The organism is Faecalicatena fissicatena, assembly GCF_016900595.1.
Classification (GTDB): domain Bacteria; phylum Bacillota; class Clostridia; order Lachnospirales; family Lachnospiraceae; genus Claveliimonas; species Claveliimonas intestinigallinarum.
The window spans coordinates 201,519-214,948 of sequence record NZ_JACLYY010000004.1; the positions used below are offsets into that span (position 1 = coordinate 201,519).

A 13,430-nucleotide genomic window follows, 5' to 3' on the forward strand; every position below is an offset into this window, starting at 1 on the left:
ATAAGGAATTTTCGGAATGTATGAGCTTTTAAAAAGAGACGGGGCGGCCCGGAGAGGCCGGCTCCACACAGTACATGGGGTCATAGAGACCCCTGTATTTATGAATGTAGGAACGGCGGCAGCGATCAAGGGAGCCGTGTCCACAGAGGATCTGGAGCGGATTGGCACACAGGTGGAGCTGTCCAACACCTATCACCTGCATGTGAGACCGGGAGACCAGATCATCAGGAAGCTGGGCGGACTGCACAAATTCATGTCCTGGGAGAAGCCCATTCTCACAGACTCGGGCGGCTTCCAGGTGTTTTCCCTGGCGGGCCTGCGCAGGATAAAGGAGGAGGGAGTGTATTTCAACTCTCACATAGATGGGAAAAAGATTTTCATGGGGCCTGAGGAGAGCATGCAGATCCAGTCCAATCTTGCTTCCACCATTGCCATGGCCTTTGATGAGTGTCCCTCCAGCGTGGCGGACAGGGAGTACATGGAGAGATCCGTGGCCCGTACCACCAGATGGCTGGAGCGCTGTAAGAGGGAAATGGACAGGCTGAACAGTCTGACCGACACCATCAACCGTCACCAAATGCTCTTTGGCATCAATCAGGGGGGCGTTTACGAGGATATCCGCATCAGCCACGCAAAGGAGATTGCTGACATGGATCTGGACGGCTACGCTGTGGGCGGCCTCGCCGTGGGCGAATCCCACGAGGAGATGTACCGCATACTGGACGCGGTTGTGCCCCATCTTCCCCAGGAAAAGCCCATCTATCTTATGGGTGTGGGAACGCCTGCCAACATTCTGGAGGCGGTAGACCGGGGCGTGGACTTTTTCGACTGTGTTTACCCCAGCAGGAACGGGCGCCACGGACACGTATACACAAAGCAGGGAAAGAGAAATCTCTTCAATGCGAAATATGAGCTGGATGAGCGCCCCATCGAGGAGGGGTGCCAGTGTCCGGCGTGCCGTAGGTATTCCCGGGCCTATATCCGCCACCTCCTGAAGGCAAAGGAGATGCTCGGGATGAGGCTCTGTGTGCTCCACAACCTGTACTTTTACAATCATCTGATGGAGGAGATCCGCCAGGCCATCGAGGAGGGCCGCTTTAAGGAGTACAAAAAGAAGACATTAGAGGGCCTGCAGGGCGGAAAATCGTGATAAAAAAGCAATATACCGGAAAAAAACTCTTGATGAAACCCCGGATATTGTGTATGATAACAATAGTGTCAAAAAGTGAGTAATTTAGGAGGAAATGTTTATGTATACTTTGGCAGCAGGCAGCTTTTTGAACAGTCCTATCGGACTGATCCTTTTATATGCTGTGATTATCGGCGCTTTCTGGTTCATTTTGATGCGTCCTCAGAAGAAGGAGCAGAAGAGAGTGGCAGCCATGATCGCCGACATGGAGGTGGGCGATACAGTGCTCACGACAAGCGGTTTCTACGGAGTGATCATCGACATCACAGACGATGACGTGATCGTGGAGTTTGGAAGCAACAAGAACTGCCGTATTCCCATGCAGAAGGCAGCTATTGCGCAGGTAGAGAAGGCGGATGCGGAGTAAGAGAATCATATGATTTCAGGAGAGCTGGTTTCTGTGACCGGCTCTTTTTTATTCGCGGAAAAATGTAAAAAAAGGTTAAAACTTGCAGAAAAGGGAAATTTGTGTTACGGTTAGTCTGTATCAGTTTATATAAATAATTAATCAAGGGGAAGGAGGAAATCAAACTAATGAAAAAAAGCAAATTGCTGATACTATTGCTTTTCATGTGCATGGTGCTCACGGGGCTTCCAGCCATGGAGAGCAAGGCAGAAGAGGATACACAGGGAGGGGAAACGTATCCGGAATTGCAGGATGAAAATCCATATCGTACAGAAACGGTCACGGCTATGGATGAAAATGGAAATATCACTGAGGTGGGTGACTCTGACGGCAGCATGACAGATGGAGATGAGACATCTTCAGCCAGCATTTCTACATATGCAAGGTCAGCACGGATGGCAGTGTCATCAGTCAAGGTGGTGAACTTTAACACAAAGGACAATGCGGTCACAGAGTATACGGAGGACGGCACAGGAGCCCTCGGCTACACAAACGGAGACTACGGCGCTGACGCCGCGTATCTTGGGACCAGCGGAGGAAAAGTGAAGTTTATGATGTCCGGCGTGATCGGCTGGGTCAACGCATCGGAGGTGGAGGTCATTGACTTGTCCCAGGCCGCTGTGGTGAGCGGCTATGAGGTGGAAAATGGAAGGCTTCTCCACGGCATTGTGTACACTATGGCCACACCCGGCTACAGGACAAAGCTGGATAATGGTCCTGCCCCGTCCTATCTGAGTGCGGGGACCAAATACTACAGCTACGACGGACATTATTTTTACACAGACTATGCAGTGATGATCACTGATTACCAGAATAATACCCGTGCAAATTCTGTTAATCCCAGTGATCCGTATTACAACTATTATCAGTATCTGCCTCTCAGGAGCGCCACATCCTACAGCGCGGATACCCTGAGCGCCATGATCAACAGCAAAGCAGGGGCAGGATCACTGATGGCGAATAAGGGAAGCGCCTTTATTGACAGTCAGAATACATACGGTGTAAATGCCCTCCTCATGACTGGGGTTGCGGCCAACGAGAGCGCATGGGGGAAAAGCAGTATTGCCCTGAGCAAGAACAATCTTTTTGGCCTGAATGCTATTGACAGCTCTCCGGGGACAAGCGCGAATACCTTTGCGAGCGCGGAGGCATGCATCAACGACTTCGCGAACGGATGGATGTCCAGAGGATATCTCTATCCAAAGGACGGCAGGTATAACGGCGGCTTCCTTGGAAACAAGGCCAGCGGCATCAATGTGAAATACGCCTCAGATCCCTACTGGGGTGAGAAGGCGGCCAATGTGGCCTACGCCCTTGACGCGGCCCAGGGCAGTCAGGATTACGGCCAGTACACTATAGGTGTGAAGGATACGCTGGCCTCCAGCCACCAGACTGTGAATGTGAGAAATGCAAGCAGCACATCATCTACAGTCCTCTACAGTACGGGCTCGGCCTCGAATTACTCTGTCCTCATCAAAGACAGTACGCTGGAAAACGGATTTTACAGAATCCAGAGCGATGGGGTGCTGGACAGCGGCAGAACCTCTGTCGTGAGGGGAAGCGGGGCCTACAGCTTTGACGCGATGTACGCCTACATTTCCTCGGACTATGTGCAGATCGTAAATCAGGGAACGGCGGTATCAGAGCCGGAACCCGAGCCACAGCCAGAACCTGAACCCGAACCAGTGCCCGCGACGCTGGACTCCATATCTATCGCGGCGGCACCGCAGAAGACAGTCTACACGGAGGGAGAGACCTTTGACCCCACAGGGATGACAGTGCAGGCAAACTGGAGTGACGGCTCTGTTACCGATGTGACCGGTGAAGTCAGCTATCGGACAGATCCCCTCACAACCGATGTGACAGCCGTGGAGATCTCCTACACAAGCGGCGATGTGACCAGGACTGTTTCCCAGTCCATACAGGTAAACGCAAAAGTGACCGTGACAGGCGTGCTGATCAATCCCTCTGAGATCAGTCTGTATCCTGGAGACGCAAAGACCTTTGGCGTGTCTGTGCAGGGAACAGGAGATCCGTCCCAGTCTGTGACATGGTCCGTAGAGGGAGCCTCCAGCAGCCAGACGGTCATCGACGAGAACGGCAGGCTGACTGTGGGAGAGGACGAGACGGCCGGGCAGCTTACCGTAAAGGCCCAGTCAGCTGCGGATGGCTCTCAGATCGGCCAGGCCGCAGTCACTGTTGTGCCAAAAGAGAGCGAGGAGCCGTCGGCGCCGGATGGAGCCGGAGGCAGTGAGGAATATGTATCTGCGGATCTGAAGGATGAAACGTCAGGCATCGGTGTAAATGGCGAGTTTGCTGAGAACACCAGTCTTACAGTCACACCCATTGGCAGTGATTCGGAGGAATACCAGGCCCTTGTAAAGGAAGCGGCCGGAAAGACGATCCTTGGAGTATATGAGCTCTCTTTGGACGGAGCGGTAAAGGATGGAAGTAAGATACAGGTTACCTTTGCTGTGGATGAGCAGTATAACGGACAAAGTATTCTGATTCTTCATTATCCTAAGGCGGATGACGTTACATACATTGAACGTTATGTAGCGACCGCTCAAGACGGAACGGTGACAGTGGAGGTGGACAGCCTCTCACCGTTTGTCATAGCGCTGGATGAGGAAAGCGCAGGGAACGATGCTTCCGGTGAACAGACACCGGAGGGCGATGAGCCTGAAGTCACAGACGAGCCAGAAAATTCTGAAGAACCAGGTGTTACGGATGAGCCGGGGACTACGGAAGAGCCGAATGTGACGGACCCGGCGGTGACCGGTGATCCGGATCCATCAGACCCCTCAGCTACATCTGGCGGATCCGGTACGACAGGAGACGCGGGAAGCACATCAGGTTCAACCGGTACAACTTTAACCAATACAGCTCCAGCGAAGATAAATGATCAGAATGGCCAGAATAGTGGCAGCGCTTCGGGAGGCGCTAACAGCAGCCAGACAGAAGCAGCTCCGAGAACAGGAGATACTTCTGCTCCCATACTCTGGATCGTGCTTGCGGTTGCCGCAGTGGCAGTTATTGTCGGCGCAGTGGCTTTGAAAAAGACAAGAAAGTAGAGATTTTACAAGATCAGGATATCACCTGCTCAGGCGGTGATATCCTTTTTGATTGCCCTGTAAAAAACAGAGGACACTCTATTTTTTTACGCTTTTACAGGGTAAAGGGTTGAAACACCGATAAAAATGCGATATTATTATGAAATAGCGAAATTTGTTGTACATAGAAAGGATGGAGTATATGAACCTCAAGATCGGAGTTATCAAAGGGGACGGCATTGGGCCGGAGATCGTCACAGAGGCCATGAAGGTGTTGGATAAAGTAGGAGAAGTGTATGGACATACAATGGATTACGACCAGCTGCTGATGGGAGGCGCGTCCATTGATGTACACGGTGTACCGCTGACAGACGACACGATCCGGAGAGCGAAGGACTGCGACGCAGTGCTTATGGGATCCATCGGAGGGGATGCCAAGACCTCTCCCTGGTATCAGCTGGAGCCGGACAAGAGGCCGGAGGCAGGCCTTCTGAAGATCCGGAAGGCGTTAAACCTTTTTGCAAATTTAAGACCCGCTGTTCTCTACGAGGAGCTGAAGGGCGCCTGCCCGCTGAAGGAGGAGATCACAGAGGGCGGCTTTGACATGATGATCATGCGTGAGCTGACAGGCGGCCTCTATTTTGGAGAGAGGAAGACGGTGGAAGAAAATGGAGTAATGACAGCCTACGACTCCCTCACGTATAATGAGAACGAGATCCGCCGGATCGCGAAGAGGGCCTTTGACATAGCCATGAAGCGCCGCAGAAAGGTGACAAGCGTGGACAAGGCGAATGTGCTGGACTCCTCCAGACTGTGGAGAAAGGTTGTGGAGAAGGTCGCCGGGGATTACCCGGAGGTGACACTGGAGCATATGCTCGTTGACAACTGTGCCATGCAGCTTGTGAAGGATCCAAAGCAGTTTGATGTCATCCTGACAGAGAACATGTTCGGAGATATCCTTTCTGACGAGGCAAGCATGGTGACAGGTTCCATCGGTATGCTGGCCAGCGCCAGTCTCAATGAGACAAAATTCGGCCTGTATGAGCCAAGCGGCGGATCCGCGCCTGACATTGCGGGCAAGGGAATTGCCAATCCCATCGCCACAATCCTGTCGGCGGCCATGATGCTCCGGTTCAGCTTTGACCTGGACGCGGAGGCGGACGCCATAGAAAAGGCAGTGGCCGAGGTACTGAGAGAAGGCTGGCGGACCATTGACATCATGTCCGAGGGCAAGAATCAGGTGGGCACAGAGAAGATGGGCGACCTGATCGCAGGGCATATCGCGTAATATATACAGAATTGCAGATGGAGGTAGAACAATATGAGAAGTGACAATGTAAAGAAAGGGGCACAGCAGGCGCCCCACCGTTCCTTATTTAACGCGCTGGGACTGACAAAGGAGGAGCTGGATCGTCCGCTGATCGGTATCGTCAGCTCCCACAATGAAATCGTGCCGGGGCATATGAACCTGGACAAGATTGTGGAGGCTGTAAAAATGGGAGTTGCCATGGCAGGCGGAACGCCCATCGTATTTCCGGCCATTGCGGTCTGTGACGGCATTGCCATGGGCCATATCGGCATGAAATACTCCCTGGTGACAAGGGATCTGATCGCGGACTCCACCGAGGCCATGGCCATGGCCCATCAGTTCGACGGACTGGTCATGGTGCCAAACTGTGACAAGAACGTGCCGGGACTTCTGATGGCTGCCGCAAGAATCAACATCCCCACCATCTTTGTCAGCGGAGGCCCTATGATGGCAGGCCGGGTACAGGGCAAAAAGACCAGTCTCTCCAGCATGTTTGAGGCTGTTGGAGCCAACGCGGCGGGCCTTCTGGACGACGAGGGCCTTCTGGAGTATGAAAACAAGACCTGCCCCACCTGCGGTTCCTGCTCCGGTATGTACACGGCCAACAGCATGAACTGTCTGACCGAGGTGCTTGGCATGGGACTTCGCGGAAACGGCACCATTCCGGCGGTGTACTCTGAGCGTATCCGTCTGGCAAAGCATGCCGGCATGCAGGTCATGGAGCTTGTGCGCAAGAACATCTGTCCGAGGGACATCATCACTAAGGATGCCATCTTAAATGCCCTGACTGTTGACATGGCTCTGGGATGCTCCACCAACAGCATGCTGCATCTTCCGGCCATTGCCCACGAGATCGGCATGGACTTTGAGATTGATTTCGCCAACGGCATCAGCGAGCGCACTCCTAACCTGTGCCACCTGGCGCCGGCAGGCCCCACCTACATAGAGGATCTCAACGAGGCGGGCGGCGTGTACGCTGTCATGGCTGAGCTGAACAAGAAGAACCTTCTCCACACCGACTGTCTGACCGTCACAGGAAAGACGCTGGGAGAGAATATCGCAGGCGCAGTGAACAAAAATCCGGAGGTTATCCGCCCCATCGACAATCCCTACAGCCAGACAGGCGGCCTGGCTGTGCTCAAGGGCAACCTGGCGCCCGACGGCAGCGTAGTAAAGCGCTCCGCGGTAGTGGACGAGATGCTGGTGCACGAGGGACCTGCCAGAGTGTTCGACTGTGAGGAGGACGCTATCGCGGCCATCAAGGGCGGCGACATCAAGGAGGGAGACGTTGTTGTCATCCGCTACGTGGGACCAAAAGGCGGCCCCGGCATGCCGGAGATGCTTAACCCCACCTCCGCCATTGCGGGCATGGGACTTGGCTCCAGCGTGGCCCTCATAACAGACGGACGCTTCAGCGGAGCTTCCAGGGGCGCATCCATCGGTCATGTGTCACCGGAGGCGGCAGTGGGCGGTCCCATCGCTCTCGTGGAAGAGGGAGACATCATCAAGATCAACATCCCGGCGCTGACCATTGAGCTGGACGTGCCGGACGATGTGCTGGCCCAGAGAAAGGCCAACTGGCAGCCCAGAGAGCCCAGGATCACCACAGGCTATCTTGCGAGATACGCTGCCATGGTCACATCCGGCAACAGGGGAGCTGTCCTGGAGGTTCCGAAGAACAGCCAGCAGTAAGCGGACAGCCAAAAGGATGGAACAATCAGAGGAAATCAGAAGAAAGAGGAAGATAGATTTATGCAGTTAACAGGTGCAGAGATTGTAGTGGAATGTTTGAAGGAGCAGGGCGTGGACACTGTGTTCGGATACCCGGGCGGCGCCATCCTCAACGTATATGATGAGCTGTATAAGCATAGTAATGAAATCAGGCATATCCTTACCTCCCACGAGCAGGGAGCCGCTCACGCGGCAGACGGATATGCCAGGGCCACAGGCAAGGTGGGCGTCTGCTTTGCCACAAGCGGCCCGGGGGCAACTAACCTGGTGACAGGGATCGCCACAGCCTACATGGATTCTATCCCGATCGTGGCCATCACCTGCAATGTGGGCGTGTCCCTCCTGGGAAAGGACAGCTTCCAGGAGATCGATATAGCGGGCATCACCATGCCCATCACGAAACACAACTATATTGTAAAGGATATTACCCAGCTGGCGGACACCATCCGCAAGTCCTTTGTCATCGCAAAGAAGGGCCGTCCCGGTCCGGTGCTCATCGATATCCCCAAGGATATCACAGGGGCAGTGACAGAGTACACGCCCAAGCCGGCCACAGAGGTAGTGCCCTCCCAGGATATAGACGAGAAGGATCTGGAGACGGCACTTGCCATGATCCGCAGATCAAAACGTCCCTTTATCTGTGTGGGCGGCGGCGCTATCCTGTCGGACGCGTCAGAGGAATTATATAAGTTTGCCAGGAAGGTGGACGCCCCGGTGGCGGACACCCTGATGGGACACGGCGCATTTCCGGAGACGGATGAGCTCTACACGGGTATGGTGGGCATGCACGGCACAAAGGCGTCAGACTACGGCGTGGACGAGTGTGACCTGCTGATCGTGGCCGGCGCCCGCTTCAGCGACCGGGTTACCGGCAATGTAAACGAATTTGCGAAAAATGCGGAAATCCTTCAGTTTGACATTGACGCGGCGGAGATGAACAAAAATGTGCTTATCACAGAGGGTGTGATCGGCGACCTGAAGGTGATCCTTGAGAAGATCAACAGTCAGCTTGAGCAGCAGGACCACAGCCAGTGGAAGGAGAAGATCCAGAGCTACAAAGAGAAATATCCTCTCGTCTATCCGGCGGAGGGTCTGTCCGGCCCCTGGGTGGTGGAGGAGATCTACCGCCAGACAAAGGGCGACGCTATCATAGTGACAGAGGTGGGACAGCACCAGATGTGGGCAGCTCAGTTCTATCAGTTCACAGAGCCCCGCACCTTCCTGACATCCGGAGGCCTGGGGACTATGGGCTACGGCCTGGGAGCGTCCATCGGAGCAAAGATGGGGCGCCCGGACAAGATGGTGGTCAATATTGCCGGGGACGGCTGCCTGCGTATGAATATGAATGAGATTGCCACGGCAGCCAGAAACAGCGTGCCTGTCATCGAGGTGGTCATCAACAACCACGTGCTCGGCATGGTGCGCCAGTGGCAGGATCTGTTCTATGGGCAGAGATATTCCCAGACTGTCTTAAACGACGCGGTGGATTTTGTCAAGCTGGCGGAGGCCATGGGAGCTGTGGGCTACAGGGCGCAGACGAGAGAAGAGTTCCAGAAGGCGTTTGCCAAGGCTCTGACTCTTGGAAGACCGGTGCTCATTGACTGCCAGATCGACAAGGATGAGAAGGTATGGCCTATGGTGGCTCCCGGCGCGGCGCTCCGGGACGCCTTTGACGAGGCCGATATGAAAAAAGCTGACTAGAATCAGGAAACTGGAATTAGAAAATAAAAAAGAAATCGGAGGGATCAACAATGAGCAGAGTGTACAATTTTTCAGCAGGACCGGCCGTGCTGCCGGAAGAAGTCCTCAGAGAAGCAGCAGACGAGATGTTAGATTACAGGGGAACGGGCATGTCCGTGATGGAAATGAGTCACCGCTCAAAGGCATTTGCCGGGATTATTGAGGAAGCGGAAGCCGACATCCGGGAGCTGATGCAGATACCGGACAATTACAAAGTTCTCTTCCTGCAGGGGGGAGCGTCCCAGCAGTTTGCCATGATCCCCATGAATTTGATGAAAAACAGGGTGGCGGACTACATTGTCACCGGCCAGTGGGCAAAAAAGGCGTACCAGGAGGCGCAGAAATACGGGAAGGTGAACAAGATCGCCTCATCGGAAGACAAGACATTTTCCTATATCCCGGACTGCTCGGATCTGCCCGTCTCCCCGGATGCGGACTATGTGTACATATGTGAGAACAACACCATTTACGGCACGAAGTTCAAGACGCTCCCAAACACAAAGGGGAAGACGCTGGTGGCTGATGTATCCTCCTGCTTCCTCTCCGAGCCTGTGGATGTGACAAAGTACGGCGTTATCTACGGCGGCGTGCAGAAGAACATCGGGCCTGCCGGCGTGGTCATCGTCATCATCCGGGAGGATCTCATCACAGACGATGTGCTCCCCGGCACACCCACCATGCTGAAGTACAAGACCCATGCGGATGCAGGGTCTCTCTACAATACGCCGCCCGCCTACGGCATCTACATTTGCGGCAAGGTGTTCAAGTGGCTGAAGGCCCAGGGCGGCCTTGCGGCGATGAAGGAGAGGAACGAAAAGAAGGCTGCTCTTCTCTATGATTTTCTGGATCAGAGCCGTCTGTTCAAGGGAACTGTCCGCAAAGAGGACCGCTCCCTCATGAATGTGCCCTTTGTGACAGGGGATGAAGAGCTTGACGCGAAATTCGTCGCTGAGGCGAAGAAGGCGGGGCTTGAGAACCTGAAGGGACACCGCACTGTGGGCGGCATGAGAGCAAGCATTTACAACGCAATGCCCTATGAAGGCGTGCAGGCACTGGTAGACTTTATGGCACAATTTGAAAAGGAGAACTTATAATCATGTATCATTATTACTGCCTCAATCCTATTTCCCAGGTGGGAATAGACGCTATGACTGAAAAATACGTACCTGTTAGTGATCCTAAAAAAGCAGACGCACTGCTTGTCCGCAGCGCCGGCATGCACGAAATGGAGTTTTCTCAGGAGCTGAAGGCTATCGCCCGGGCTGGTGCGGGTGTCAACAATATCCCTCTGGAGCGGTGCGCGGAGGAGGGCATTGTTGTGTTCAACACACCGGGAGCCAATGCCAACGGCGTGAAGGAGCTGGTCATCGCCGGCATGCTCCTGGCATCCAGAGATATCATAGGGGGCATCAACTGGGTCCAGGAAAACGAGGAGGACGGCAATATTGCCAAGGACACAGAGAAGGCAAAGAAGGCCTTCGCCGGCTGTGAGCTGGAGGGCAAGAAGCTGGGCGTCATCGGCCTGGGAGCCATCGGCGGTCTGGTGGCCAACGCGGGCATCCATCTGGGCATGGAGGTCTTTGGCTTTGATCCCTATGTCTCCGTGGACGCGGCCTGGAGGCTGTCCAGAAACATCCATCACGCCAAGACAGTGGATGAGCTCTACAAGAACTGCGACTACATTACAGTCCATGTGCCCGCCACAGCGAACAACAAAGGAATGATCGACAAGAACGCCATCGGACTTATGAAAAAGGGCGTGGTTGTTCTGAATTTCGCCCGGGATGTGCTGGTCAACGAGGAGGACATGATCGACGCTCTGGAGAGCGGCCAGGTGAAACACTATGTGTCTGACTTCCCGACACCGGTGATCGCCGGGGTGAAGGGAGCCATCGTGATTCCTCATCTGGGGGCTTCCACAGAGGAGTCGGAGGACAACTGTGCGAAGATGGCTGTGCGCCAGCTGATGGATTATCTGGAGTACGGGAATATCAAAAACTCTGTCAATTATCCGGACTGCGACATGGGCATGCCGGGGGACAACAGGCGCATTGTGCTCCTGCACTACAATAAGCCCAACATGCTGGGACAGTTTACGAAGATTCTGGCGGCCGACAACATGAATATCGCCGATCTTTCCAATAAGAGCAAGGGTGCCTACGCCTATACGATGATTGATATTGACTCAGATATTCCCGCAAATGTGGAAAACGATCTGCGGAATATAGAGGGCGTTTTAAGAGTAAGGGTTCTGAATTAATTCAGAACCCCCTTTTTATTAACAAACTGTTACATGAAAGATAATTAATATTACATCTTTGTCACTTTTATTGCAGTGTACCCTATATGGTGTTATCCTCTACAATATATAGTAATTTTATATATTTTTCGGCAAATAACAACAAAAGAGAAACATGCCGGAGAAGAGGTACATATGTCAAAGAGAAGCAGAAATATCCGTTCCATGAACGCCAGGAAGAGATGGCTCGTCCACAGGCTCAGGAGAAGGAGAATGATCGGAGCCCTGACTATCCTCCTTATCCTGGCCGCAGGAGCAGTGACTGCCGCGGCGGCGGCCAGGGTGTCGAGGACGGACATTACAATAGAGGTGCAATCCGCGTCCATCAAGCAGGGGGAGCAGATGCCGGATCTCCAGGCGAAGGTGGCCTGTGATAAGAAAGAGGAAAAGCTGAAGAAAAAAGTGCTGGACAAAGAGACCGGCTACACGGCCTGGAATCTGGTGGAGGAGCTGAGGTCGGGACAGCATTACCAGCTGCTCTGCGACAGCGACGGCGCGACAGAGGGAAAATACCCTGTCCATATAGAGCTGGACAAGGAGCTGGCAAAGAAGCTGGGGGATAAGGGAGAGTGGAAAAAGAAGATCTCTATCCTTACGGAGGACGGCAGCTTTACTGTCCTCAACCAGGTGGGACAGTGGGACGGAGACAAATTCAAAAGGTGGGACGACACCTATGTCCAGAATGATTTCGTGAATGTGAAGGGAAAGACCTACTATTTCGGAGAGGACGGCGTGAAGGTGACCGGATGGCAGGAGATCGGTGTCACCTACTACCATTTTGACAAGGATGGAGTCATGCAGACCGACAGGTGGCTGGACAAGGGGGAGAGCCGCGCCTATCTGCAGTCGGACGGGAAGGCGGCGGCCGGCTGGTTTGACCTGGACGGAGCCACCTACTATTTCACCCAGGAGGGGGAGATGGTCACAGGGAAAAAGAGGATCGGCACACTGGACTGCGTTTTCGGGGATGATGGGAAGCTGAAGTCCCGGAAGAGCAGTATCGATCCTGACAAGCCCATGATGGCCCTCACCTTTGACGACGGGCCGGGGGAGCGGACCGGAGAGCTTTTGGAGTTTCTGGAGAAATACGATGCCCACGCTACCTTTTTCCTGCAGGGAGTCAATATTCCGGGACGTGAGGACACGGTCAAGAGGATACTGGAGGCGGACTGTGAGCTGGGCAACCACTCCTACAACCATCCGGAGCTGACCAAGATCAGCGAAGCGGACATCCGAAAGCAGATCGGCGATACAAACGATCTGATCAAGGGAGCCTGCGGAGAGGGCGCGACCCTGGTGAGGCCGCCCTACGGAGCTGTCAACGACTCGGTGAAGAAGAACGTGGGCATGCCCATGATTCTCTGGAATGTGGATACCCTGGACTGGAAGGGGGATACACAGACCGTCATCAACTCTGTGCTCCAGAACGCGGACGACGGGGACATTGTGCTTATGCACGACATACACAGCACCACAGTGGATGCGGCCCTGCAGCTGATCCCCAGACTGGTGGATGAGGGGTACCAGCTTGTGACGGTCTCCGAGATGGCCCAGGCCAGAGGCATCAACATGAAGGCCGGGGAGACCTACACGGATTTTAATAAATAGGAAATTTTAGTAAATAGGAAAAGACAGAAAAAAAGAGAAGGCGGATGTGCCTTCTCTTTTTCGTCCGTACATTTTGCGGATACGTATGGTCTGTA

General features: G+C 53.9%; 9 protein-coding genes. All 9 read left to right on the forward strand.

Going from position 1 to position 13,430, the window contains the following annotated elements; genetic code table 11:
- The first annotated feature begins 16 nt into the window (after window positions 1-16).
- The 9 genes from tgt (at window position 17) to H7U36_RS05970 (ending at window position 13,335) form a co-directional block, all read left to right on the forward strand.
- Window positions 17-1,150, forward strand: a complete 1,134-nt coding sequence (gene tgt / locus H7U36_RS05930; protein ID WP_033125392.1) for a tRNA guanosine(34) transglycosylase Tgt — start codon at window positions 17-19, stop codon at window positions 1,148-1,150.
- A 100-nt stretch (window positions 1,151-1,250) separates the two neighbouring features.
- Window positions 1,251-1,556 (forward strand): preprotein translocase subunit YajC, encoded by a 306-nt coding sequence (yajC, locus tag H7U36_RS05935; protein ID WP_033125393.1) that lies wholly within the window; start codon window positions 1,251-1,253, stop codon window positions 1,554-1,556.
- Between the two features lie 167 nt (window positions 1,557-1,723).
- Window positions 1,724-4,669 carry a glucosaminidase domain-containing protein gene (locus tag H7U36_RS05940; RefSeq protein ID WP_205155793.1) on the forward strand — a complete coding sequence of 982 codons (2,946 nt, stop codon included), beginning with the start codon at window positions 1,724-1,726 and terminating at the stop codon, window positions 4,667-4,669.
- Between the two features lie 181 nt (window positions 4,670-4,850).
- The gene (leuB, locus tag H7U36_RS05945; protein ID WP_033125394.1) at window positions 4,851-5,936 is read left to right on the forward strand and encodes a 3-isopropylmalate dehydrogenase; all 1,086 of its coding nucleotides are present in this window, start codon (window positions 4,851-4,853) and stop codon (window positions 5,934-5,936) included.
- A gap of 33 nt (window positions 5,937-5,969) precedes the next feature.
- A complete protein-coding gene (ilvD, locus tag H7U36_RS05950) occupies window positions 5,970-7,649 on the forward strand; it encodes a dihydroxy-acid dehydratase (RefSeq protein ID WP_033125395.1) in 1,680 nt (559 codons plus the stop codon).
- 60 nt (window positions 7,650-7,709) lie between these two features.
- Window positions 7,710-9,389, forward strand: coding sequence for a biosynthetic-type acetolactate synthase large subunit (ilvB, locus tag H7U36_RS05955; protein WP_138303273.1), 1,680 nt, complete (start codon window positions 7,710-7,712; stop codon window positions 9,387-9,389).
- Between the two features lie 50 nt (window positions 9,390-9,439).
- Window positions 9,440-10,522, forward strand: a complete 1,083-nt coding sequence (gene serC / locus H7U36_RS05960) for a 3-phosphoserine/phosphohydroxythreonine transaminase (RefSeq protein WP_033125397.1) — start codon at window positions 9,440-9,442, stop codon at window positions 10,520-10,522.
- A gap of 2 nt (window positions 10,523-10,524) precedes the next feature.
- The gene (locus H7U36_RS05965) at window positions 10,525-11,688 is read left to right on the forward strand and encodes a phosphoglycerate dehydrogenase (RefSeq protein ID WP_033125398.1); all 1,164 of its coding nucleotides are present in this window, start codon (window positions 10,525-10,527) and stop codon (window positions 11,686-11,688) included.
- Window positions 11,689-11,862: 174 nt separating this feature from the next.
- On the forward strand, window positions 11,863-13,335 hold the full coding sequence (locus H7U36_RS05970; protein ID WP_033125399.1) for a polysaccharide deacetylase family protein: 1,473 nt from the start codon (window positions 11,863-11,865) through the stop codon (window positions 13,333-13,335).
- The last annotated feature ends 95 nt before the right edge of the window (window positions 13,336-13,430 follow it).